The organism is Streptomyces sp. NPDC017943, assembly GCF_044328425.1.
In the GTDB taxonomy this organism is placed as follows: Bacteria; Actinomycetota; Actinomycetes; order Streptomycetales; family Streptomycetaceae; genus Streptomyces; species Streptomyces djakartensis_A.
Window position 1 is genome coordinate 32,256 of record NZ_JBIRHH010000013.1, and the last position, 24,553, is coordinate 56,808.

Here is a 24,553-nt window from a genome sequence, read left to right on the forward strand (position 1 = left end):
AGGCCCGAACTCCCATGAAACGCACAGCAGTCGCCCTGTCCGCGCTCGTCCTCCTGCTCCCGCTCAGCGCCTGCGGCGGTGACGCCGAGGCCGGCGGCGACTCCACGGTCACCGTCACCGTCGGCTACCAGTCCCGGACGATCAACACCGTCACGGCGGGCACCCTGCTCCGCTCCCTGGGCGCCTTCGAGAAGCAGCTGAACGCCCTGCACGACGGCGTGCGCTACGAGGTGGACTGGCAGGACTACGCCACCGGCGCGCCCATCACCGCGCAGATGACCGCCGGGAAGATCGACATCGGCTCGATGGGCGACTTCCCGCTCCTCATCAACGCGGCCCGCGGCAAGCAGCTGAACAGCCCGACCCGCCTGGTCTCGGTCACCGGCTACAACCTGCGCGGCGGCCTCAACACCATCGTCACCGCGCCCGGTTCGCGCCTGGACTCGCTGACGGACCTGAAGGGCGCGAAGATCTCCACGAGCGTGGGGTCGGCCGCCGACGGCACCCTCGTACGGGCCCTCCAGCGCGCCGGCATCGACCCGGAGGACGGGATCGAGAAGCTCAACCAGCAGCCCTCCGTGGGCGCCTCGGCGCTGACCGCGGGCAGCGCCGACGCACTGTCGCAGTTCGTCGCCTGGCCGGGTCTGCTCGCCTTCCAGGGCAAGGCCCGGGCGCTCTACGACGGGGCCCGGCTGAACCTGCCCACCTTCCACGGCGTCACCGCGCGCGAGGAGTTCGCCACGCGGCGCCCGGCCGTCCTGGAGGCCTTCCTCAAGGCCCAGGCGGAGGCGACGGACTACCTCCACCGGCACCCGGTGGCCGCCGCGGAGAAGGTGGCGAAGGCCACCGGCCTGCCCGCGGAGGTCGTCTACCTCTACAACGGCGCCCACGGCATCGCCACGTTCGACCCGGCCGTCCGGCCCGAGCTCGTGGCCGCGCTGAAGAAGGACGTCGCGATCCTCAAGTCGGCGAAGCTCACCGGCGACGTGGACGTGGACTCCTTCGTCGACGACCGGTACGTGAAGAAGGCCCTCGGGACGACGGCGTACTCCCGGCACCTCGCCACGAAGCCCGCCCCGGCCGCGAGCGAGGCCTGGCCCGAGGGCGCCTCGAAGACGGTCACGTTCGACTCGCCCTCCGACCTGCTGCGCCACCTCGCCGAGCACCGCGACGGCGTCCGGGCCGCCTACGTCCCCGACACCACCACCGGCACCCAGTGGTTCGCCGACAAGGCCGTGTGGGTGGCCGACGGCCGGGAACTGCTGCCGTTCGTGGCGCCCGACACGGCACGGGCCTACGTCGCCGCGCACCGCGGGGCACGGGTCGTCCCCTACGCCGACGCCCTGGAGCGGGCGTCGTGAGGCGGTACGCGCTCCGGGTGCTGTCGCCGGTCGCCGCCCTCGCTCTGTGGCAGGTGCTGACCAGCAAGGACGTCGACCTGTGGCTGCGCTTCTCGCAGTTCCCCACGGTCGCCGACGTGGCCCGGGCCTTCGGCGCCCGGATGTCCGGGCCGGACTACTGGACGGACCTCACCGACAGCCTCACCCGCATCCTCACCGGTTTCCTGCTGGCCGCCGTCCTCGGTGTGGCCACAGGCGTGCTCGTCGCGCGCTCGCGGCTGGCCGAGGACCTGCTCGGCCCCCTCCTGGAGGTGGTCCGGCCGGTCCCCGCCATCGCCCTGGTCCCGGTCGCGATCCTGCTGTTTCCCTCCAACGAGCAGGGCATCGTCTTCATCACCTGCACCGCCGCCTTCTTCCCGGTCCTGGTCTCCACCCGGCACGCCGTGCGGGCCCTGACCCCGGTGTGGGAGGAGGCCGTACGCACCATGGGCGGCGGCCGGTGGCGGGTCCTCGGCTCCGTCGTCCTGCCGGGTGCGCTGCCCGGGGTGTTCGGCGGCCTGTCCGTCGGCATCGGCGTGTCGTGGATCTGCGTGATCTCCGCCGAGATGATCTCCGGCCAGTACGGCGTCGGCTACCGCACCTGGCAGGACTACACGGTCGTCGACTACCCCGGCGTGTTCGTCGGCATGGTCACCATCGGCGTCCTGGGCTGGCTCACCTCCACCGCGGTGGAACTCCTGGGCCGCCGCCTCACACGCTGGCTCCCGCGCACCGCGCACGGCACGGCGGCCCGGGCCCACCGGCCGGACCGGCCGCGGAAGCCCGCACCCGCTCCCGCGGGCGACACCCCGTCCGAGGCGCCCGGCGGCGCCCGAACCGAGGAGGCCCGCGATGAGCACCTCGTCTGAGACCGTCCCCGCCACCGCATCCCCGGAGAAGCAGGCCGGCGCCCCGGACGGCGGCCCGCCCGGCACCCCGGTGCGCGGCACCCGCCTCACGCTGTCCGGAGCCGGTCTGGGCCGTCCCGGCGCGCCCGCCCTGGACGGCGTCGACCTGGACGTCCCACCCGGCCAGATCCTCACCGTCGTCGGCCCGTCCGGCTGCGGCAAGTCGACCCTGCTGCGCACCCTGGCCGGGCTGCTGCCGCCCCTCACGGGCACCCTCACCGAGGACGGGCGGCCGCTGACCGGTCCCTCGGCCGAACGCGCCCTGGTCTTCCAGGAGGACGCGCTGCTCCCCTGGCGCACCCTGCGCGCCAACGTCGAACTGCCGCTCGCCATCCGCGGAGTGCCCCGCGCCGACCGGCGGGAGCAGGCCCGGTCCTGGCTGGAACGGGTCGGACTCGGGGCCCAGGAACGGCAGTTGCCGCACCGCGTCTCCGGCGGGCAGCGCCAGCGCGTGCAACTGGCGCGCGCCCTGGCCGGGCGGCCCCGCGCCGTGCTGATGGACGAGCCGTTCGGCGCGCTGGACGCACAGACCCGGGCCGGCATGCAGGACCTGCTGGTGGAGGTGCTACGGGGCACCGGCGCCACCGTCGTCTTCGTCACCCACGACGTGGACGAGGCGCTGTTCCTCGGCGACCGGGTGGCCCTGCTCGGCGCGGGCGGCCTGCTCTCCGTGCGGGACATCCCCCGCCCGCGCGACCGCTCCGCGCACGACGACCCGGCCCGCAAGGCCTTGCGGCGCGACGTCCTCACCTCGCTCGGTACGTGACTCGGTACGTGAAAGGCACCCCGGTGACCACCTCCGTGAACCCCCCTGCGGACACCCCCCTGGCCGTCCCGTCCCTCGCCGACGCCGAGGAGCTGAGCTGCGACGTCCTCGTCATCGGCGGCGGCACCGCCGGCACCATGGCGGCACTGACCGCCGCCGAGCACGGCGCGGACGTGCTGCTGCTGGAGAAGGCCCACGTCCGCCACTCCGGCGCGCTCGCCATGGGCATGGACGGCGTGAACAACGCCGTCATCCCCGGCCGCGCCGAACCCGACGACTACGTCGCCGAGATCACCCGCGCCAACGACGGCATCGTCGACCAGTCCACCGTCCGCCAGACCGCCACCCGCGGCTTCGCCATGGTGCAGCGGCTGGAGTCCTACGGCGTGAAGTTCGAGAAGGACGAGCACGGCGACTACGCCGTCCGGCAGGTGCACCGCTCCGGCTCCTACGTGCTGCCGATGCCGGAGGGCAAGGACGTCAAGAAGGTGCTCTACCGGCAGCTGCGGCGGCGCGAGATGCGCGAGCGGATCCGCATCGAGAACCGGGTGATGCCGGTGCGGGTCCTCACGGCGGAGGGGCGGGCCGTCGGGGCGGCCGGCTTCAACACCCGTACGGGGCGGTTCGTCCAGGTCCGCGCGGGCGCGGTGATCCTCGCGACCGGCGCCTGCGGCCGCCTCGGCCTGCCCGCCTCCGGCTACCTCTACGGCACCTACGAGAACCCCACCAACGCGGGCGACGGCTACGCCATGGCCTACCACGCGGGCGCCGAGCTCACCGGCATCGAGTGCTTCCAGATCAATCCGCTGATCAAGGACTACAACGGCCCGGCCTGCGCCTACGTCGCCAACCCCTTCGGCGGCTACCAGGTCAACCGGCACGGTGAGCGCTTCGTCGACTCCGACTACTGGTCGGGCCAGATGATGGCCGAGTTCGCCGCCGAGGTGGCCTCCGACCGCGGGCCCGTCTACCTGAAGCTGAGCCACCTGCCCGAGGAGTCGGTCTCCGCCCTGGAGACCATCCTCCACTCCACCGAGCGCCCCACCCGCGGCACCTTCCACTCCGGCCGCGGTCACGACTACCGCACCCACGACGTCGAGATGCACATCTCCGAGATCGGCCTGTGCGGCGGCCACTCCGCCTCCGGCGTCCGCGTCGACGACCACGCCCGCACGACCGTGCCCCGCCTCTACGCGGCCGGCGACCTGGCCTGCGTCCCGCACAACTACATGATCGGCGCGTTCGTCTTCGGCGACCTGGCCGGCGCGGACGCGTCCCGGTACTCGGCGTACGAAGGGCCGTTGCCGGCCGACCAGTTGCGCGAGGCGCACGAGCTGGTCTACCGGCCGCTGCGCAACCCCGACGGCCCGCCGCAGCCCCAGGTCGAGTACAAGCTGCGCCGCTTCGTGAACGACTACGTGGCCCCGCCCAAGTCCGGCGCCCGGCTGTCGCTGGCCCTGGAGGCGTTCGAGCGGATGCGCGCCGACATCGCGGAGATGGGCGCCCGCACCCCGCACGAGCTGATGCGCTGCGCCGAGGTCACCTTCATCCGCGACTGCGCGGAGATGGCCGCCCGCTCTTCCCTGGCCCGCACGGAGTCCCGCTGGGGTCTCTACCACGACCGTCTCGACCACCCCGGCCGCGACGACGCGTCCTGGTTCCACCACCTCGATCTGCGCAAGTCCCCTGCCGGCGTCATGGAGTTCACGGCCCGTCCCGTGGCCCCCTACCTCGTCCCGGTCGACGGTTTCGACCCGGTCGGCGGCGCTCCCCGGCACATCGGCGAGGTCCACGCCGAGGACGTGGCGACGGCCGGTTCACGCGAGGTGGCGCCCGTGGCCGCCGGCGCGGAGGCTGCCGCACCGGGCCTGCCCGCCGCGGGGCCGCAGGCACCGCCCTCCCCCGGCCCGGCCGGTGAACGGTCCGCCGCCCGGCTCCTCGAACTCGTCGCCCTCGCCGACGAGCAGCCGGAACTCGACGCCCTGCGGCCCTATCTCGCCGACCCGGCACCCGCCGTGCGCCGGGAGGCCGTCGCCGTCCTCACCGAGACGCTGCCCCCGGGGACCGGCCCCGCTCTCGCCTCGGCCCTGCGCGACCCGGCCGCCGAGGTCCGGGCCGCCGCGGCCGCCTCCCTGCGGGAACTCGTCGAGACGCTCCCGCCGGGGCCGGGCCTGCGGGACGGTCTCGTCGCCGCCCTGACCGAGCCGGACCCGGTGGTGCGGGCCGCCGCCCTGGACGTCCTGCGGGCCCTGCGTCTCGGGGACGCGGCCCTGTTCGCCGCCTCGCTGACCGACGCCGACCTCGCCGTGCGGACCGAGGCCGTACGCGCGCTCGTCTCGGTGGACGCGGTCGAGGAACTGGCCGCCGCGGCCGGTGCCGACCCGTCCCGCGAGGTGCGGGTCGCCGTCGCCAAGGGCCTGGCCGCGGTGGGCGCCGAACGCCTGGCGAACACCGCCCCCGCCGACCACACGGGAGGCACCCGGGCCGACACCCCCTCGCGTCCCGGCGCCCCCTGGCGGCCCAGCGCCCCCTCGCGGACCGGCGCCTCCTCGCGGGCGGGCGTCGGAGCGGGGGCCGGCGTCGGAGCGGGGGCCGGCGTCGGAGCGGAGGCCGATGGTGGCCCGTGGGCCGGGGCCGGACCCGAAACTAGGTATGCAGCCCCGGTCGGTGCCGGGGCGGAGACCGGGCCCGTGACCGCGGCCCTCACCGTGCTGCTCGGCGACCCCGACGCCCTGGTGCGCGCCGCCGCCTACGCCGCCCTCGGCACCACCGGCTGCCCCGGCCCGCTGTCCACCCGGGCGGTGGCCGCGCTGTCCGAACCGGCCTGGCAGGTGCGGGCCGGAGCGGCGACCGCCCTGTCGGTCGCCGAGGCCGATGTGGCCGTCCCGGCCCTCGCCAAGGCCCTGGCGGACTCCAACGCCGACGTCCGCAAGGCCGCCGTCCTCGCGCTGACCCGGCACGGCACGACCGAGGAGGCCCGGGCGGCACTGGCCACGGCGACGGCGGACTCCGACGCGGACGTCAGGGCCTACGCGGCACGGGCGCTGTGACCACACCACGGCGCCCCGCCCCCGGCGGCCGGGCGTACGCGGCACGGGCGCTGTGACCACCGCGGCGCCCCGCCCCCGGCGGCCGGGCCTCGGCCGCCGGGCCGGGCACCTGCCCCGGCCGGACGCAGGTGCCCGGCTGCCGGCGCGCCGGACGCGTGCGCCGGTGCCGGACCAGTCGCGCCAGCTCCAGCGCGGCCGGGCGGACGACAGAGCCTGGAGCGGCCCGCCCCCGGCCGCCGAGCCTCGGCCGCCCAGCCGGGCACCGGCCCCGGCCCCGCCCCTCAGCCGGCTGTTCCGGTCACTCCCAGTCCTCGGGCTCCGGCTCCTCGTCCATCTCCGGCCAGAGGTCCGCCTCATCCGCCCCCCGGCCGGAAGCGGCTGCCGAACCACCGGCGGCGTCGGACGCGCGGGCCGGTGCCGGACCTGGCGCGTCAGCCCGCGGAGCGGACCGGGCGGACGACGGGGCCGAGGGCGTCTCGCCATCGGGGGCCGGGCCACCGGCCGGTGCGTCCAGCGAGGCGAGCACCTCCAGCACACCTTCCCCGTACGTCACCCGCTTCTTCTCGCCCACTCCGCTGATCCCGCCCAGCTCCGCCACCGACCCGGGCCACGCCAGGACGATCTCCCGGAGCGTCGCGTCGTGGAAGATGACGTACGCCGGGACGCCCTGCTCGCGTGCCTGCTCGGCGCGCCAGGCCCGCAACGCCTCGAAGGCCGGCTGGAGCTCCGCGGGCAGCTCGACCGCGGCGGCCTTGCCCTTGCGCTCCCCCCGTCCGGAACCCGCGGAGGAGCCGGAGCGGCCGGTCACCGGCCGCTCCGGTTCCTTGCGCAGCGGCACCTCCCGCTCCCGCCGCAGCACCGCCCCGCTGGCCTCGGTGAGCACCAGCGTGCCGTAGTCGCCCTCCACCGCGAGCAGGCCCTGGGCCAGCAGCTGGCGGATGACGCCCCGCCACTCCGGCTCGCTCAGGTCCTCGCCGATGCCGAACACGGACAACTGGTCGTGATCGAACTGGATGACCTTGGCGGTGCGCTTGCCGAGCAGGATGTCGACGATCTGCACCGCGCCGAACTTCTGTCCGCGCTCCCGCTGCAACCGCACCACCGTCGAGAGCACCTTCTGGGCCGCGACCGTGCCGTCCCAGGTCTCCGGCGGGGTCAGGCACGTGTCGCAGTTGCCGCAGCCGGACGGATCCGGGTCCTGGCCGAAGTAGGCGAGGAGCTGGCCCCTGCGGCACCGGGCCGTCTCGCACAGCGCCAGCATCGAGTCCAGGTGGGCCTGCGCCCGCCGCCGAAACGCCTCGTCGCCCTCACCGGACTGGATGAGCTTGCGCTGCTGGATGACGTCGTTCAGCCCGTAGGCCATCCAGGCCGTCGAGGGCAGGCCGTCCCGGCCGGCCCGGCCCGTCTCCTGGTAGTACCCCTCGACCGACTTGGGCAGGTCGAGGTGGGCGACGAAGCGGACGTCCGGCTTGTCGATGCCCATGCCGAAGGCGATGGTCGCCACCACGACCAGGCCGTCCTCGCGCAGGAAGCGGGACTGGTGGGCGGCGCGGGTCCCCGCGTCCAGGCCCGCGTGGTAGGGCACCGCCTCGATGCCGTTGCGACTGAGGAACTCCGCGGTCTTGTCGACGGAGTTGCGCGACAGGCAGTAGACGATGCCCGCGTCGCCCGGGTGCTCCTCGCGCAGGAAGCTCAGCAGCTGCTTCTTCGGGTCGGCCTTGGGCACGATGCGGTACTGGATGTTGGGCCGGTCGAAGCTCGCCACGAAGTGCCGCGCCGACGGCATGTCCAGCCGCTCGGTGATCTCCTGGTGCGTGGCCCGCGTGGCCGTCGCCGTCAGGGCGATCCGCGGCACGTCCGGCCAGCGCTCGCCGAGCAGGGACAGCGCCAGGTAGTCGGGCCGGAAGTCGTGCCCCCACTGGGCGACGCAGTGCGCCTCGTCGATCGCGAAGACCGAGATCTTGCCCCGGGAGAGCAGGTCGAGCGTGCTCTCCAGCCGCAGCCGCTCCGGCGCCAGGTACAGCAGGTCCAGCTCCCCGGCCAGGAACTCGGCCTCGACCATCCGCCGCTCGTCGAAGTCCTGCGTGGAGTTCATGAACCCGGCGCGCACACCCGCGGCACGCAGCGCGTCCACCTGGTCCTGCATGAGCGCGATCAGCGGGGAGACGACCACCCCGGTGCCCGGTCTGACCAGGGCGGGGATCTGGTAGCACAGGGACTTCCCGGCGCCGGTCGGCATGAGCACCACGGCGTCCCCGCCGGACACCACGTGCTCGACGACCGCCTCCTGCTCACCCCGGAAGGCCTCGTACCCGAAGACCCGGTGCAGCGTGGCCAGGGCCTCGTTCTCGGTCACTGCCATCTCGGCGATACCGCCCGTCCCGCCCATCGTCGTGTCCCCCGTACGTCGTCCCTCGACCACTGCGTCCACGATAGGCGCACCCACCGACAGCACCCGAGTTGTCCACAGGCGGCGCCCGTGTCCCTCCGTGACCGATCGGCGACCGGCCGCTTCGCCACCGCTTCTGTCCGACCTCGCCCGAGCCGCACCGGCTTTCTCTCTTCCCCCGGCCGACCGCCGGCCACATCGCGCAGAAACAGCGGCCACCTCGCGCAGAACGGCAGCTGCATCGCACAGAACGGCGGCCCGACTCCCCCCGAGAGGAGCCGGGCCGCCGTCCCGCTGTGGGCCGGGCGTCAGCGGACGAAGACGCCCGCCTGTCCCGCCAGGTCCAGGAAGTACTGCGGTGCCACGCCGAGCACCAGCGTGACCGCCACACCCACGCCGATCGCCGCCATGGTCAGCGGTGACGGCACCGCCACCGTCGGGCCCTCGGGCCGCGGCTCGCTGAAGAACATCAGCACGATCACACGGATGTAGAAGAACGCCGCGATCGCCGACGAGATCACACCGATGACGACCAGCGGAGCGGCCCCGCCCTCGGCGGCCGCCTTGAACACGGCGAACTTCCCCGCGAAGCCGGAGGTCAGCGGGATGCCCGCGAAGGCCAGCAGGAACACCGCGAACACGGCCGCCACCAGCGGCGAACGCCGGCCCAGCCCCGCCCACTTGGACAGGTGCGTCGCCTCGCCGCCCGCGTCGCGCACCAGCGTGACCACCGCGAAGGCGCCGATCGTCACGAACGAGTACGCGGCCAGGTAGAAGAGGACGGACGAGACGCCGTCGGGTGTGGTCGCGATGACACCGGCGAGGATGAACCCGGCGTGCGCGATCGACGAGTACGCCAGCAGCCGCTTGATGTCGGTCTGCGTGATCGCGACGATCGCACCGCCCAGCATGGTGACGATGGCCACGGCCCACATCACCGGCCGCCAGTCCCAGCGCAGCCCCGGCAGGACGACGTACAGCACGCGCAGCAGCGCGCCGAAGGCGGCCACCTTGGTCGCCGCCGCCATGAAGCCGGTCACCGGGGTCGGGGCGCCCTGGTACACGTCCGGGGTCCACATGTGGAACGGCACCGCGCCCACCTTGAACAGCAGGCCCATCACCAGCAGCGCGGCGCCGATCAGGAGCAGTGCGTCGTTGCCCATGGTGCCGGCGAGCGCCGGGTCGACGTCCTGCACGGTGCCGTCGACGACCTGCGCGATCGTCGCGTACGACATCGAGCCCGCGTAGCCGTACAGCAGCGCGATGCCGAACAGGGTGAACGCGGAGGCGAACGCGCCGAGCAGGAAGTACTTGACCGCCGCCTCCTGGGACATGAGCCGCTTGCGGCGGGCCAGGGCGCACAGCAGGTACAGCGGGAGGGAGAAGACCTCCAGGGCGACGAACAGCGTCAGCAGGTCGTTGGCCGCCGGGAAGATCAGCATGCCGGCCACCGCGAACATCAGCAGCGGGAACACCTCGGTGGTGGTGAACCCGGCCTTGACCGCGGCCTTCTCGCTCTCGCTGCCCGGCACGGAGGCGGCCTGCGCGGCGAAGGAGTCCACGCGCTTGCCGTGCGCCGCGGGATCCAGGCGCCGCTCGGCGAAGGTGAACAGGCCGACCAGGGCCGTCAGCAGGATCGTGCCCTGAAGGAACAGGGCCGGTCCGTCGACGGCGATCGCGCCCATCGCGGCGATGCGCGCCTTGGTCGTGCCGTACCCGTCGGCCGCGAGGGCGACCACCGCGGCGAACGCGGCCGCGAGGGCCACGGCCGACACGAACATCTGCACGTAGTAGCGGGATGTGCGCGGTACGAACGCCTCGACCAGGATCCCGACGATCGCCGCTCCCACGACGATCAGGGTGGGTGCCAGTTGTCCGTACTCGAACGTCGGCGCGTCGATCTTGGTGATCGGGTCGGCCGCGGTTGTCCACAGGCTGTGGACGACTGATGCGCTCACTTGGCCGCCTCCACCTCGGGCTGGGGGTCCTTCTTCTGTACGTCGGACATGGTCTGCTCGACCGCCGGGTTGACGATGTCCGTGACGGGCTTCGGGTAGACGCCCAGGAAGATCAGCAGTACGACCAGCGGGGCGACGACCACGAGTTCACGGACCCTGAGGTCCGGCATCGTGGACACCTCCGGCTTCACCGGCCCCGTCATCGTCCGCTGGTAGAGGACGAGGGTGTAGAGCGCGGCGAGGACGATGCCGGAGGTGGCGATGATGCCGATCACCGGGTAGCGCGTGAAGGTCCCGACCAGGACCAGGAACTCGCTCACGAACGGCGCCAGTCCCGGCAGGGACAGCGTGGCGAGGCTGCCGATCAGGAACGTGCCGGCGAGCACCGGGGCGACCTTCTGCACCCCGCCGTAGTCGGCGATGAGCCGCGAGCCGCGCCGGGAGATCAGGAAGCCCGCGACCAGCATCAGCGCGGCCGTCGAGATGCCGTGGTTGATCATGTAGAGCGTCGCCCCGGACTGGCCCTGGCTCGTCATCGCGAAGATGCCCATGATGATGAAGCCGAAGTGGGAGATCGACGCATAGGCGATCAGCCGCTTGATGTCGCGCTGGCCGACCGCGAGCAGCGCCCCGTAGACGATGCTGATCAGTGCCAGGACGAGGATCGCGGGCGTGGCCCACTTGCTGGCCTCCGGGAAGAGCTGGAGGCAGAAGCGGAGCATCGCGAAGGTGCCGACCTTGTCGACGACCGCCGTGATGAGGACCGCGACCGGGGCGGTCGACTCCTGCATCGCGTTGGGCAGCCAGGTGTGCAGCGGCCACAGCGGCGCCTTCACCGCGAAGGCGAAGAAGAAGCCGAGGAACAGCCAGCGTTCGGTGCCGGTCGCCATGTCCAGCGAACCGTTGGCGCGGGCCTCGGCGATCTCCTGGAGCGAGAAGTTCCCGGCGACCACGTACAGGCCGATCACCGCGGCCAGCATGATCAGACCGCCGGCCAGGTTGTAGAGGAGGAACTTCACCGCCGCGTACGAGCGTTGCGTGGCCGCCGTCTTCTCGCCGTGCTCGTGGGCACGGTCGCCGAAGCCGCCGATGAGGAAGTACATCGGGATCAGCATGGCTTCGAAGAAGATGTAGAAGAGGAAGACGTCGGTGGCCTCGAAGGAGAGGATCACCATGGCCTCGACGGCCAGGATCAGGGCGAAGAAGCCCTGGGTCGGCCGCCACCGGCTGCTGCCGGTCTCCAGGGGGTCGGCGTCGTGCCAGCCCGCCAGGATGATGAAGGGCATCAGCAGTGCGGTGAGCGCGACGAGCGCCACGCCGATGCCGTCGACGCCCAGTTCGTAGCGGACGCCGAAGTCGGCGATCCAGGCGTGGGATTCGGTGAGCTGGTAGCGGTCGCCGTCCGGGTCGAAGCGGACCAGGACGGTGATCGCCAGGGCGAGGGTGGCGAGCGAGAAGAGCAGCGCCAGCCACTTGGCGGCGGTGCGCTTCGCGGCCGGTACGGCGGCCGTGGCGATCGCCCCGACGGCCGGGAGCGCCGCTGTCGCTGTCAGCAGAGGAAAGGACATCGGTATCAGACCGCCCTCATCAGCAGGGTCGCGGCGACGATGACCGCGGCGCCGCCGAACATCGAGACCGCGTAGGAGCGGGCGAAGCCGTTCTGCAGCCTGCGCATCCGCCCGGAGAGGCCGCCGACCGAGGCCGCCGAGCCGTTGACCACGCCGTCGACCAGGGTGTGGTCGACGTAGACCAGGGACCGCGTGAGGTGCTCGCCGCCGCGGACCAGGACGACGTGGTTGAAGTCGTCCTGGTACAGGTCGCGCCGGGCGGCCCGGGTGAGCAGCGAGCCGCGCGGGGCGACGGCCGGGACCGGGCGGCGGCCGTACTGCGCCCAGGCGAGGGCCACACCGATGACCATGCACGCCACCGTCGCGCCGGTGACCACGCCCGCGCTGATCGGCGGATGACCGTGGCTGTGCCCGGTGACGGGCTCCAGCCAGTGCAGGAAGCGGTCGCCGATGCTGAAGAACGCGCCGCCGGCCACCGATCCGATCGCCAGCACGATCATCGGGACGGTCATGATCTTGGGCGACTCGTGCGGGTGCGGCGGGGTGTACTCGCCGCGCGTCTCGGCGGCGGGCTCCACGTCGGGCTTGGCCGGCGACGGGGTCGGGGCGTCGCGCCAGCGCTCCTCGCCGAAGAACGTCATCAGCATCACGCGCGTCATGTAGAACGCGGTGATGGCCGCGCCGAGCAGGGCGCAGGCGCCGAGGATCCAGCCCTCGGTGCCGCCCTTGGCGAACGCCGCCTCGATGATCTTGTCCTTAGAGAAGAACCCGGACAGGCCGGGGAAACCGATGATCGCCAGGTAGCCGAGGCCGAAGGTGACGAAGGTGACCGGCATGTACTTCCGCAGGCCGCCGTACCGGCGCATGTCGACCTCGTCGTTCATGCCGTGCATGACCGAACCGGCGCCGAGGAACAGCCCGGCCTTGAAGAAGCCGTGCGTCACCAGGTGCATGATCGCGAAGACGTAGCCGATGGGGCCGAGGCCGGCGGCGAGGATCATGTACCCGATCTGCGACATGGTCGAGCCGGCCAGGGCCTTCTTGATGTCGTCCTTCGCGCAACCGACGATCGCACCGAACAGCAGCGTGACCGCGCCGACGATGGTGACGACCAGTTGCGCGTCCGGGGCGCCGTTGAAGACGGCCGCGGAGCGGACGATCAGGTAGACGCCCGCGGTGACCATGGTCGCGGCGTGGATGAGGGCCGAGACCGGGGTCGGGCCCTCCATCGCGTCCCCGAGCCAGGACTGCAGCGGCACCTGGGCGGACTTGCCGCAGGCGGCGAGCAGCAGCATCAGGGCGATGGCGGTGAGCTTGTCCTCACCGGCCGCGCCGGCCAGCCCGGCCTCCTCGTGGCCGCCGAGCACCGGCCCGAAGGCGAAGGTGCCGAACCACAGGAACATCAGCATGATCGCGATGGACAGGCCCATGTCGCCGACGCGGTTGACCAGGAAGGCCTTCTTGGCGGCCGTCGCGGCGCTGGGCTTGTGCTGCCAGAAGCCGATGAGCAGGTAGGAGGCGAGACCGACGCCCTCCCAGCCGACGTACAGCAGCAGGTAGTTGTCGGCGAGGACGAGGATCAGCATCGCCGCGAGGAAGAGGTTCAGATAGCCGAAGAAGCGGCGGCGCCGCTCGTCGTGCTCCATGTACCCGACGGAGTACAGGTGGATCAGCGATCCGACGCCCGTGATCAGCAGCACGAACGTCATGGACAGCTGGTCGAGCTGGAAGGCGACGTCCGCCTGGAAGCCCTCGACGGGGATCCAGCTGAACAGGTGCTGGCTCATGACGCGCTGGTCGGCGTCCTGGGCGAGCATGTCGCTGAACAGCACCAGGCCGAGCACGAAGGAGACGGCCGCGAGCAGGGTGCCGAGCCAGTGGCCGACGGCGTCGAGCCGGCGTCCGCCGCACAGCAGGACCGCCGCTCCGAGCAGGGGCGCCGCCACCAGCAGCGCGATGAGGTTCTCCACTTTTCTCCCGACCCCTTACAGCTTCATCAGGCTGGCGTCGTCGACCGAGGCCGAGTGGCGGGCACGGAACAGGGACACGATGATCGCCAGCCCGACCACGACCTCCGCGGCGGCGACGACCATCGTGAAGAACGCGATGATCTGGCCGTCGAGGTTGCCGTGCATGCGGGAGAAGGCGACGAACGCGAGGTTGCAGGCGTTGAGCATCAGCTCGATGCACATGAACACCACGATCGCGTTGCGCCTGATCAGCACGCCGGTGGCGCCGATGGTGAACAACAGGGCGGCGAGGTAGAGGTAGTTGACGGGGTTCACTTCGACGCCTCCTCGGACCGCTGGAACTTCGCCGGCCCGACCGCCCTGCGCTCCAGGCGCTCCTCGGCCCGCTGCTCCAGGGCCTTGAGGTCGTTGAGCGCCTCCTGCGACACGTCGCGGATCTGGCCGCGCTCGCGCAGGGTCTTGCTGACGGTGAGGTCGGACGGGGTGCCGTCGGGCAGCAGGCCCGCGATGTCGACCGCGTTGTGCCGGGCGTAGACACCCGGGGCCGGCAGCGGCGGCAGGTACGTGCCCTTGCGCACGCGCTCCTCGGCCATCTCCCGCTGCGTCTTGGCGCGCTCGGTGCGCTCGCGGTGGGTGAGCACCATGGCGCCGACGGCGGCCGTGATCAGCAGGGCACCGGTGATCTCGAACGCGAAGACGTACCGGGTGAAGAGGAGGGCGGCGAGGCCCTCGACGTTGCCCCCGGCGTTGGCCTGGCCGATGCCGTTGAACTCCTCGAGGGAGGCGTTGCCGATCCCGGCGATCAGCAGGACGCCGAAGCCGAGTCCGCACAGCAGGGCGAGCCAGCGCTGGCCCTTGATGGTCTCCTTCAGGGAGTCCGCCGCGGTGACGCCGACCAGCATCACGACGAACAGGAACAGCATCATGATCGCGCCGGTGTAGACGACGATCTGCACGACGCCCAGGAAGTAGGCGCCGTTGGCGAGGTAGAACACCGCCAGGATGATCATGGTCCCGGCGAGGCAGAGCGCGCTGTGCACGGCCCTCTTCATGAGGATGGTGCACAGGGCGCCGATCACCGCGACCGTGCCGAGGATCCAGAACTGGACGGCTTCCCCGGTGGAGGTGGAGTAGGCGGCGAGCTGGGCGCTCATCGGCCGATCACTCCCTCCGAGGCGGGTTCCGTCCCGCCGAAGGTCGAGTCGGCCTCCTGGACGACCTCGCCCTTGGAGTGGGCGACCTGCCGCTCGGTGCCGGGCGCGGCCTCCGTCACCAGGCCCCGGTAGTAGTCCTGCTCGTCCGTGCCGGGGTAGAGGGCGTGGGGCGAGTCGACCATGCCCTCCTCCAGACCGGCGAGCAGCTGCTCCTTGGTGTAGATGAGGTTGGCCCGGCTGGAGTCGGCCAGCTCGAACTCGTTGGTCATCGTCAGCGCGCGGGTGGGGCACGCCTCGATGCACAGGCCGCACAGGATGCAGCGGGCGTAGTTGATCTGGTAGACGCGGCCGTAGCGCTCGCCCGGCGAGTAGCGCTCCTCGTCGGTGTTGTCGGCGCCCTCCACGTAGATGGCGTCGGCGGGGCAGGCCCAGGCGCACAGCTCGCAGCCCACGCACTTCTCCAGGCCGTCCGGATGGCGGTTGAGCTGGTGCCGTCCGTGGAAGCGCGGAGCCGTGGTCTTCTGCTGCTCCGGGTACTGCTCGGTCAGCCGCTTCTTGAACATGGCCTTGAAGGTCACGCCGAAACCGGCCACGGGGTTCATGAAGCCGGGCTTGGTGTCCTTCGGTTCCTCGGCCTGCGAACGCTCGAGTTCCTCAGCCATCGGACGCCTCCTTTCCATCCGTGGATCCGCCCAGAGATTCGTCACTCTGAGTATCGGGCCCGCCACTGACAATCAGCTCCCGCTCCCGGCGCGGGCGCCGGCGCGGAACGGGCGGGAGTTCCTGTCCCGGCAGGGGCGGCACGGGGTAGCCGCCCGCCATCGGGTCGAAGGCGGCCGGGGCCTCGGCGGGCTCCTCGGCCTTCTTGCCCTTCTCGCGGAACATGTCGGCGACGAAGGAGAGCAGCAGCAGGGCGAGCACGCCACCGCCGACGTAGAGGGCGATGTCGGCGAACTCGTAGCCCTCGTTGCGCAGGGCCCGGACGGTCGCGACGAGCATCAGCCACACCAGCGAGACCGGGATGAGGACCTTCCAGCCGAGCTTCATCAGCTGGTCGTAGCGCACGCGCGGGAGGGTGCCGCGGATCCAGATGAACATGAACAGCAGCAGCTGGACCTTGACGGTGAACCACAGCAGCGGCCACCAGCCGTGGTTGGCGCCCTCCCAGAAGGTGCTGATGGGCCAGGGGGCCCGCCAGCCGCCGAGGAACAGGGTGGTGGCGACGGCCGAGACGGTCACCATGTTGACGTACTCGGCGAGCATGAACATCGCGAACTTGATCGACGAGTACTCGGTGTTGAAGCCGCCGACCAGGTCGCCCTCGGACTCCGGCATGTCGAAGGGGGCGCGGTTGGTCTCGCCGACCATGGTGACGATGTAGAGGATGAACGAGACCGGCAGCAGCAGGATGTACCAGCGGTCGGTCTGCCCCTCGACGATCGTCGACGTCGACATCGACCCGGAGTAGAGGAACACCGAGGCGAAGGCGGCGCCCATCGCGATCTCGTAGGAGATCATCTGCGCGCAGGAACGCAGGCCGCCCAGCAGCGGGTACGTCGAGCCGGAGCTCCAGCCGGCCAGGACGATGCCGTAGATCCCGACGGAGGCGACCGCGAGGATGTACAGCATCGCGATCGGCAGGTCGGTGAGCTGCATGGTGGTGCGCTGGCCGAAGATCGAGATCTCGTTGCCGGCCGGGCCGAAGGGGATCACCGCGATCGCCATGAAGGCCGGGATGGCCGCGATGACCGGCGCGAGGACGTACACCGCCTTGTCCGCGCGCTTGACGATCACGTCCTCCTTCAGCATCAGCTTGATGCCGTCGGCGAGCGACTGGAGCATGCCCCAGGGGCCGTGCCGGTTGGGGCCGATGCGCAGCTGCATCCAGGCCACGACCTTGCGCTCCATCACGATGGAGATCAGCACGGTCACCATCAGGAAGGCGAAGCAGAACACCGCCTTGACGACGACCAGCCACCAGGGGTCGGTGCCGAACATCGAGAGGTCTTCAGCGGCGAGGGACGGGCTCATGCCTCCACCTCCTTGGGGGCCTCGCCGGCGAGGGTCGCCGGGCCGATGCGGACGAGGGAGCCGGGCCGCGCCCCCGTGTCGGAGGCGACGCCGCCACCGGCGGAGTTCAGCGGCAGCCACACCACCCGGTCGGGCATGTCGGTGATCTGCAGCGGGAGTTCGACGACACCCCGCGGTCCGCTCACCGCGAGGAGGTCGCCGTCCTTGACGCCCGCCTCGGCGGCCGTCGGGGCCGACACCCGCGCGCGTGCGGCGTGCCGGGTGCCGGCGAGGGCCTCGTCCCCCTGCTGCAGCACGCCCTGGTCGAGCAGCAGCCGGTGCCCGGCGAGCACGGCCTCCCCGGCGGCCGGGCGGGGCAGGGCCGCCGCGGTCTCCACCGGTTCACCGGCCCGCGGGCCGGCCCAGGCGCCGAGCCGGTCGATCTCCGCGCGCACGGTGCGCAGATCGGGCAGCCCCAGGTGGACGTCCATGGCGTCGGCGAGCATCTGGAGCACGCGCGCGTCGGTGGGCGCGAGGGTGCGGGTCATCTGGTCGGGCTTGAGCGCGGCCTCGAAGAAGCGGATCCGGCCTTCCCAGTTGAGGAAGGTGCCGGCCTTCTCGGCGACCGCGGCGACCGGCAGGACCACGTCGGCCTTGCGGGAGATCTCGCTGGGCCGCAGCTCCAGCGAGACGAGGAAGCCGACCTCGTCGAGCGCGGCACGCGCGCGTGCCGGGTCGGGCAGGTCGGCGATCTCGACGCCCGCCACCAGCAGCGCCTGGAGTGCGCCGGTGGCGGCGGCCTCCACGATCTGGCCGGTGTCGCGGCCGAAGCGGTGCGGGAGCCCGGCGACGCCCCAGACGGCGGCGACCTCGTCCCGGGCGCGCGGGTCCGTCGCCGGGCGTCCGCCCGGCAGCAGCGACGGCAGCGCCCCCGCCTCGATCGCGCCGCGCTCGCCGGCCCGGCGCGGGATCCACACCAGGCGGGCGCCGGTCGCGGCGGCGGTGCGCACGGCGGCGGTCAGTCCGCCGGCCACGGCGGCCAGCCGCTCGCCGACCGCGATGACCGCGCCCTCGGCGCGCAGCGCCTCGGCGGCGGTGGCGCCGTCGCCCTCCAGGCCGGCACCGCTCGCGAGCGCGTCCAGCCACTCGGTCTCGGTGCCGGGAGCCGCCGGGAGCAGCGTGCCGCCGGCCTTCTCCAGACCGCGGGTGGCGTGGGTGGCGAGCGAGAAGGTCCGCTGCCCGTGCTTGCGCCAGGCCTTGCGCAGCCGCAGGAAGACGCCGGGCGCCTCCTCCTCCGCCTCGAACCCGACCAGCAGGACCGCCGGGGCCTTCTCCAGCGCGGTGTACGTGACACCCGTGCCGTCGAGGTCCCGGCCGCGGCCGGCGATCTGCGCGGCGAGGAAGTCGGCCTCCTCGCTGCTGTGCACGCGCGCGCGGAAGTCGATGTCGTTGGTGTCGAGCGCCACCCGCGCGAACTTGCTGTAGGCGTAGGCGTCCTCGACGGTCAGGCGGCCGCCGGTCAGGACGCCCGTGCGGCCCCGGGAGGCCAGCAGCCCCTGCGCGGCGATCTGCAGCGCCTCGGGCCAGGAGGCCGGCTCCAGGTCGCCCTCGGCGTTGCGCACCAGGGGCGTGTCCAGCCGGTCGCGCTGCTGCGCGTACCGGAACCCGAAGCGCCCCTTGTCACAGATCCACTCCTCGTTGACCTCGGGGTCCTCGGCCGCGAGGCGACGCATGACCTTGCCGCGCCGGTGGTCGGTGCGGGTGGCGCAGCCACCGGAGCAGTGCTCGCACACCGACGGCGAGGAGACCAGGTCGAAGGGCCGTGAGCGGAATCGGTACGCCGCCGAGGTGAGCGCGCCGACGGGGCAGATCTGGATGGTGTTGCCGGAGAAGTACGACTCGAACGGGTCGCCCTCACCGGTGCCGACCTGCTGGAGCGCGCCCCGCTCGATCAGCTCGATCATCGGGTCGCCCGCGACCTGGTTGGAGAACCGGGTGCAGCGGGCGCACAGCACGCACCGCTCACGGTCGAGCAGCACCTGCGTGGAGATGGGGACGGGCTTCTCGTAGGTCCGCTTGCGGCCGTCGAAGCGGGACTCGGCGTCGCCGTGCGACATGGCCTGGTTCTGCAGCGGGCACTCGCCGCCCTTGTCGCAGACGGGGCAGTCCAGCGGGTGGTTGATGAGCAGGAGCTCCATCACACCCTTCTGGGCCTTCTCCGCGACGGGCGAGGTCAGGTGGGTCTTGACGACCATGCCGTCGGTGCAGGTGATGGTGCAGGAGGCCATCGGCTTGCGCTGGCCCTCCACCTCGACGATGCACTGGCGGCAGGCGCCCGCCGGGTCGAGGAGGGGGTGGTCGCAGAACCGGGGGATCTCGATGCCGAGCTGTTCGGCGGCCCGGATGACCAGGGTGCCCTTGGGCACGCTGATCTCGGCGCCGTCGATCGTCAGCGACACGAGGTCCTCCGGCGGGACCGCCGCTTCTCCCCCGCCGGAGGGAGAGCTGGTGGTCACGGTCATGCGTTCACCTCCGTGCGGTCGGCCCAGGCCGTCGACCTGGCCGGGTCGAAGGGGCATCCCCGGCCCGTGATGTGCTGCTCGTACTCCTCGCGGAAGTACTTGAGCGAGGAGAAGATCGGCGAGGCGGCGCCGTCGCCGAGGGCGCAGAAGGACTTGCCGTTGATGTTGTCGGCGATGTCGTTCAGCTTGTCGAGGTCGGACATCTGTCCCTTGCCGGCCTCGATGTCGCGCAGCAACTGCACGAGCCAGTAGGTCCCTTCGCGGCAGGGCGTGCACTTGCCGCAGGACTCGTGGGCGTAGAACTCGGTCCAGCGGGTGACGGCGCGGACCACGCAGGTCGTCTCGTCGAAGCACTGGAGTGCCTTGGTGCCGAGCATGGAACCGGCGGCCCCCACTCCCTCGTAGTCGAGGGGGACGTCGAGGTGCTCGTCGGTGAACATCGGGGTCGAGGAGCCGCCCGGCGTCCAGAACTTGAGGCGGTGCCCGGGGCGCATGCCGCCGCTCATCTCCAGCAGCTGGCGCAGGGTGATGCCGAGCGGCGCCTCGTACTGGCCGGGGCTCGCGACGTGGCCGGAGAGGGAGTAGAGCGTGAAGCCGGGCGACTTCTCGCTGCCCATCGACCGGAACCAGTCCTTGCCGCGCTGCATGATGGCGGGAACCGACGCGATGGACTCGACGTTGTTCACCACGGTGGGGCAGGCGTACAGGCCCGCGACGGCGGGGAAGGGAGGACGCAGCCGGGGCTGGCCGCGGCGGCCCTCGAGGGAGTCGAGCAGCGCGGTCTCCTCACCGCAGATGTAGGCGCCCGCGCCCGCGTGCACGGTGATGTCGAGGTCGAGTCCGCTGCCCAGGATGTTCTCGCCGAGGAAGCCCGCCTCGTAGGCCTCGCGGACGGCGGAGTGCAACCGCCGCAGGACCGGGACGACTTCCCCGCGCAGATAGATGAAGGCGTGCGACGACCGGATCGCGTAGCACGCGATGATCATGCCCTCGATGAGGCTGTGCGGGTTGGCGAAGAGGAGCGGGATGTCCTTGCAGGTCCCCGGCTCCGACTCGTCGGCGTTGACCACGAGGTAGTGGGGCTTGCCGTCGCCCTGCGGGATGAACTGCCACTTCATGCCGGTGGGGAAGCCGGCGCCGCCGCGACCGCGCAGTCCGGAGTCCTTGACGTAGGCGATCACGTCGTCCGGCGTCATGGCGAGCGCCTTGCGCAGCCCTTCGTAGCCGTCGTGGCGCCGGTAGACGTCCAGCGTCCAGGACGCGTCCTCGTCCCAGAAGGCCGACAGCACCGGTGCCAGCAGCTTCTCGGGGCTCATGTCCTTCAACTCGGGTGCCAAGGTCATCACTCCCCCTCCTCGGCAGTGGGCCCGGCCGAATCGGCGGGGCGGGGCGAAGCCCCTCCAGCAGGGGTGGTGGGGGGCGACGGGTGGGACGGGTCGGAGGCCGATGTGTCCTGCGGCGCGTCGTGCGAGCTCAGGTGCTCCGTCGGTGACGGGTCGTGGGGCGCCCCGGTCCGGGCGGACTCACCGCGCGGGTGCACCACGCGCGCGGGGGACGCCTCGCCCTTGGCGAGCTTCAGGCCGACCAGGGAGGCGGGTCCGGCGCTGCCGCCGGCCTCGACGGCCCCGTCCCGCTCGTCGGGGAAGCCGGCCAGGATCCGGGCGGTCTCCTTGAAGGAGCACAGCGGGGCCCCGCGCGTGGGGGTGACCGGCCGGCCCGCGCGCAGGTCGTCGACGAGGCTCTTGGCGCTGGCGGGGGTCTGGTTGTCGAAGAACTCCCAGTTGACCATCACCACCGGCGCGAAGTCGCAGGCCGCGTTGCACTCGATGTGCTCCAGGGTGACCTTGCCGTCGCCCGTGGTCTCGCCGTTGCCGACCCCGAGGTGCTCCTGGAGCTCCTCGAAGATCGCGTCGCCGCCCATGACCGCGCACAGGGTGTTGGTGCAGACGCCCACCTGGTAGTCGCCGCTCGGCCTGCGCCGGTACATCGTGTAGAAGGTGGCGACGGCGGTGACCTCGGCGGTGGTCAGGCCCAGCACGTCGGCGCAGAACTGCATGCCGGTGCGGGTGACGTGGCCTTCCTCGGCCTGCACGAGGTGCAGCAGCGGCAGGAGGGCGGAGCGGGAGTCCGGGTAGCGGGCGATGACCTCGCGCGCGTCCGTCTCCAGCCGGGCCCGGACGTCGTCCGGGTAGGCGGGTGCGGGCAGTTCGGGCATGCCCAGGCTGACGCCCCGCTCGGAAGACGATGTGGTCACCGGTCGACGCCTCCCATCACGGGGTCGATGGACGCGACGGCGACGATGACGTCGGCGACCTGGCCGCCCTCGCACATCGCCGCCATGGCCTGAAGGTTGGTGAAGGACGGGTCGCGGAAGTGGACCCGGTAGGGGCGGGTGCCGCCGTCGGACACGACGTGCACGCCGAGTTCGCCCTTGGGGGACTCGACCGCCACGTAGGCCTGGCCGGGCGGGACCCGGAAGCCCTCGGTGACCAGCTTGAAGTGGTGGATCAGGGCCTCCATGGAGGTGCCCATGATCTTCTTGATGTGGTCGAGGGAGTTGCCGAGGCCGTCGGGGCCCAGCGCGAGCTGGGCGGGCCAGGCGATCTTCTTGTCGGCGACCATGACCGGTCCGGGCTCCAGCCGGTCCAGGCACTGCTCGATGATCCGCAGCGACTGGCGCATCTCCTCCAGCCGGATCAGGAAGCGGCCGTAGGAGTCGCAGGTGTCGGAGGTCGGGACGTCGAAGTCGTACGTCTCGTAGCCGCAGTAGGGCTGCGCCTTGCGCAGGTCGTGCGGCAGGCCGGTGGAGCGCAGGATCGGGCCCGTCGCGCCGAGGGCCATGCAGCCGGCCAGGTCGAGGTAGCCGACGTCCTGCATGCGGGCCTTGAAGATGGGGTTGCCGGTGGCGAGCTTGTCGTACTCCGGGAGGTTCTTGTCCATCTTCTTCACGAACTCGCGGATCTGGTCCACCGCGCCGGGCGGCAGGTCCTGGGCGAGTCCGCCGGGGCGGATGTACGCGTGGTTCATCCGCAGGCCGGTGATCAGCTCGTAGATGTCGAGGATGAGCTCACGATCGCGGAAGCCGTAGATCATGATCGTCGTGGCGCCGAGCTCCATGCCGCCGGTGGCGATGCACACCAGGTGCGAGGAGAGCCGGTTCAGCTCCATCAGCAGCACGCGGATGATCGAGGCGCGGTCCGGGATCTGGTCCTCGATGCCGAGGAGCTTCTCGACGCCGAGGCAGTACGCCGTCTCGTTGAAGAACGGCGTCAGGTAGTCCATGCGCGTCACGAACGTGGTGCCCTGCGTCCACGTCCGGTACTCGAGGTTCTTCTCGATGCCGGTGTGGAGGTAGCCGATGCCGCAGCGGGCCTCGGTGACGGTCTCGCCCTCGATCTCCAGGATCAGGCGGAGCACTCCGTGCGTGGAGGGGTGCTGCGGGCCCATGTTGACGACGATGCGCTCGTCGTCGGCGCGGGCCGCGGACTGGACGACCTCGTCCCAGTCGCCGCCGGTGACCGTGTAGACGGTGCCTTCGGTGGTCTCCCGGGGGGAGGCGTGGGAAGTGCTCATGAGTACGACCTCCGCTGGTCCGGAGCCGGGATCTGGGCGCCCTTGTACTCGACGGGGATGCCGCCGAGGGGGTAGTCCTTGCGCTGCGGATGGCCCTGCCAGTCGTCCGGCATCATGATCCGGGTCAGCGCGGGGTGGCCGTCGAAGACGATGCCGAAGAAGTCGTACGTCTCGCGCTCGTGCCAGTCGTTCGTGGGGTACACGGCGAACAGCGACGGGATGTGCCGGTCGCCGTCGGGGCAGCTGACCTCCAGGCGGATCACCCGGTTGTGGGTGATCGAGCGCAGGTGGTAGACGGCGTGCAGCTCGCGGCCCTTGTCGTTCGGGTAGTGCACGCCGCTGACGCCGGTGCACAGCTCGAAGCGCAGCGCCGGGTCGTCCCGCAGGGTGCGGGCAACGGTCACCAGGTGCTCGCGCTCGATGTGGAAGGTCAGCTCGTCGCGGTCCACCACCGTCTTCTCGATGGCGTTGTCCGGGAGCAGCCCCTGCTCCTCCAGCGCGCCCTCCAGTTCGTCGGCGACCTCGTCGAACCATCCGCCGTAGGGGCGGCTCGCCGGTCCCGGGAGCCGGACCGAGCGGACCAGGCCGCCGTAGCCGGTGGTGTCACCGCCCCTGTCGGCGCCGAACATCCCCCGCTGGACGCGGATCTCCTCACCGCCCTGGCCGCGCTGGCCCGGCAGGTTCTCGGCGGAGAGCGCCTTGTCGGGGTTCACGCCGTCTGCGTCCTTGTGCGCGTCGCTCACCGCAGCAGCCCCTTCATCTCGATGGTGGGCAGGGCCTTGAGCGCCGCTTCCTCCGCCTCACGGGCCGCCTCCTCGGCGTTCACGCCGAGCTTGGAGGACTGGATCTTCTGGTGGAGCTTGAGGATGGCGTCCATCAGCATCTCCGGCCGGGGCGGGCAGCCGGGGAGGTAGATGTCGACCGGCACGATGTGGTCGACGCCCTGGACGATGGCGTAGTTGTTGAACATGCCGCCCGAGGAGGCGCAGACCCCCATGGAGATCACCCACTTGGGGTTCGGCATCTGGTCGTAGACCTGCCGGAGCACCGGCGCCATCTTCTGGCTGACCCGGCCGGCGACGATCATCAGGTCCGCCTGGCGGGGCGAACCGCGGAAGACCTCCATGCCGAAGCGCGCCAGGTCGTACCGCCCGGCGCCGGTGGTCATCATCTCGATGGCGCAGCACGCGAGTCCGAACGTGGCCGGGAAGACGGACGCCTTGCGCACCCAGCCCGCGGCCTGTTCGACGGTGGTCAGCAGGAAGCCGCTCGGCAGCTTTTCTTCGAGTCCCATGACGTGTGGCCC

The 24,553-nt window shown here is 71.8% G+C and carries 18 protein-coding genes; 4 read left to right on the top strand and 14 right to left on the bottom strand.

Annotated features, from left to right (window positions below; all coding sequences use genetic code 11):
• Positions 1–14: 14 nt before the first annotated feature.
• From ACH4C6_RS31630 to ACH4C6_RS31645, 4 genes are read left to right on the top strand one after another with little or no spacing between them, the layout of a single operon-like run.
• The gene (locus ACH4C6_RS31630) at positions 15–1,361 is read left to right on the top strand and encodes an ABC transporter substrate-binding protein (protein WP_398112085.1); all 1,347 of its coding nucleotides are present in this window, start codon (positions 15–17) and stop codon (positions 1,359–1,361) included.
• Complete coding sequence (locus ACH4C6_RS31635) at positions 1,358–2,248, top strand: ABC transporter permease (RefSeq protein WP_398112086.1); 891 nt, start codon at positions 1,358–1,360, stop codon at positions 2,246–2,248. Before ACH4C6_RS31630 ends, ACH4C6_RS31635 begins: the two co-directional genes overlap by 4 nt.
• Complete coding sequence (locus ACH4C6_RS31640; RefSeq protein WP_398112087.1) at positions 2,232–3,053, top strand: ABC transporter ATP-binding protein; 822 nt, start codon at positions 2,232–2,234, stop codon at positions 3,051–3,053. The genes ACH4C6_RS31635 and ACH4C6_RS31640 overlap by 17 nt, the downstream gene beginning before the upstream one ends.
• Positions 3,054–3,076: 23 nt before the next feature.
• Positions 3,077–6,103, top strand: a complete 3,027-nt coding sequence (locus ACH4C6_RS31645; protein WP_398112088.1) for a fumarate reductase/succinate dehydrogenase flavoprotein subunit — start codon at positions 3,077–3,079, stop codon at positions 6,101–6,103.
• Positions 6,104–6,401: 298 nt separating this feature from the next.
• Here ACH4C6_RS31645 and recQ read toward each other — a convergent pair whose 3' ends face one another.
• From recQ to ACH4C6_RS31715, 14 genes are all read right to left on the bottom strand, one after another.
• Complete coding sequence (recQ, locus tag ACH4C6_RS31650) at positions 6,402–8,492, bottom strand: DNA helicase RecQ (protein ID WP_398112182.1); 2,091 nt, start codon at positions 8,490–8,492, stop codon at positions 6,402–6,404.
• Positions 8,493–8,800: 308 nt separating this feature from the next.
• Positions 8,801–10,450 carry an NADH-quinone oxidoreductase subunit NuoN gene (gene nuoN / locus ACH4C6_RS31655; protein WP_398112089.1) on the bottom strand — a complete coding sequence of 550 codons (1,650 nt, stop codon included), beginning with the start codon at positions 10,448–10,450 and terminating at the stop codon, positions 8,801–8,803.
• Positions 10,447–12,018, bottom strand: coding sequence for an NADH-quinone oxidoreductase subunit M (locus ACH4C6_RS31660; protein WP_398112090.1), 1,572 nt, complete (start codon positions 12,016–12,018; stop codon positions 10,447–10,449). The genes nuoN and ACH4C6_RS31660 overlap by 4 nt, the downstream gene beginning before the upstream one ends.
• A 5-nt stretch (positions 12,019–12,023) precedes the next feature.
• A complete protein-coding gene (nuoL, locus tag ACH4C6_RS31665) occupies positions 12,024–13,988 on the bottom strand; it encodes an NADH-quinone oxidoreductase subunit L (RefSeq protein WP_398112091.1) in 1,965 nt (654 codons plus the stop codon).
• 15 nt (positions 13,989–14,003) lie between these two features.
• Positions 14,004–14,303, bottom strand: coding sequence for an NADH-quinone oxidoreductase subunit NuoK (nuoK, locus tag ACH4C6_RS31670; protein WP_003992252.1), 300 nt, complete (start codon positions 14,301–14,303; stop codon positions 14,004–14,006).
• Positions 14,300–15,142, bottom strand: a complete 843-nt coding sequence (locus ACH4C6_RS31675) for an NADH-quinone oxidoreductase subunit J (protein WP_398112092.1) — start codon at positions 15,140–15,142, stop codon at positions 14,300–14,302. Before ACH4C6_RS31675 ends, nuoK begins: the two co-directional genes overlap by 4 nt.
• Complete coding sequence (gene nuoI / locus ACH4C6_RS31680; protein ID WP_398112093.1) at positions 15,139–15,804, bottom strand: NADH-quinone oxidoreductase subunit NuoI; 666 nt, start codon at positions 15,802–15,804, stop codon at positions 15,139–15,141. The genes ACH4C6_RS31675 and nuoI overlap by 4 nt, the downstream gene beginning before the upstream one ends.
• Positions 15,797–17,173: an NADH-quinone oxidoreductase subunit NuoH gene (gene nuoH / locus ACH4C6_RS31685; protein WP_398112094.1), complete on the bottom strand. Its 1,377-nt coding sequence runs from the start codon at positions 17,171–17,173 to the stop codon at positions 15,797–15,799. The genes nuoI and nuoH overlap by 8 nt, the downstream gene beginning before the upstream one ends.
• Complete coding sequence (locus tag ACH4C6_RS31690; protein WP_398112095.1) at positions 17,170–19,674, bottom strand: NADH-quinone oxidoreductase subunit G; 2,505 nt, start codon at positions 19,672–19,674, stop codon at positions 17,170–17,172. Before ACH4C6_RS31690 ends, nuoH begins: the two co-directional genes overlap by 4 nt.
• Positions 19,671–21,017 (bottom strand): NADH-quinone oxidoreductase subunit NuoF, encoded by a 1,347-nt coding sequence (gene nuoF, locus ACH4C6_RS31695; RefSeq protein ID WP_398112096.1) that lies wholly within the window; start codon positions 21,015–21,017, stop codon positions 19,671–19,673. Before nuoF ends, ACH4C6_RS31690 begins: the two co-directional genes overlap by 4 nt.
• Positions 21,017–21,928, bottom strand: a complete 912-nt coding sequence (gene nuoE, locus ACH4C6_RS31700) for an NADH-quinone oxidoreductase subunit NuoE (protein WP_398112097.1) — start codon at positions 21,926–21,928, stop codon at positions 21,017–21,019. The genes nuoF and nuoE overlap by 1 nt, the downstream gene beginning before the upstream one ends.
• The gene (locus ACH4C6_RS31705) at positions 21,925–23,247 is read right to left on the bottom strand and encodes an NADH-quinone oxidoreductase subunit D (protein ID WP_398112098.1); all 1,323 of its coding nucleotides are present in this window, start codon (positions 23,245–23,247) and stop codon (positions 21,925–21,927) included. Before ACH4C6_RS31705 ends, nuoE begins: the two co-directional genes overlap by 4 nt.
• Positions 23,244–23,990, bottom strand: a complete 747-nt coding sequence (locus ACH4C6_RS31710) for an NADH-quinone oxidoreductase subunit C (RefSeq protein ID WP_398112099.1) — start codon at positions 23,988–23,990, stop codon at positions 23,244–23,246. The genes ACH4C6_RS31705 and ACH4C6_RS31710 overlap by 4 nt, the downstream gene beginning before the upstream one ends.
• Positions 23,987–24,541, bottom strand: a complete 555-nt coding sequence (locus tag ACH4C6_RS31715; protein ID WP_007383964.1) for an NADH-quinone oxidoreductase subunit B family protein — start codon at positions 24,539–24,541, stop codon at positions 23,987–23,989. Before ACH4C6_RS31715 ends, ACH4C6_RS31710 begins: the two co-directional genes overlap by 4 nt.
• Positions 24,542–24,553 lie beyond the last annotated feature (12 nt).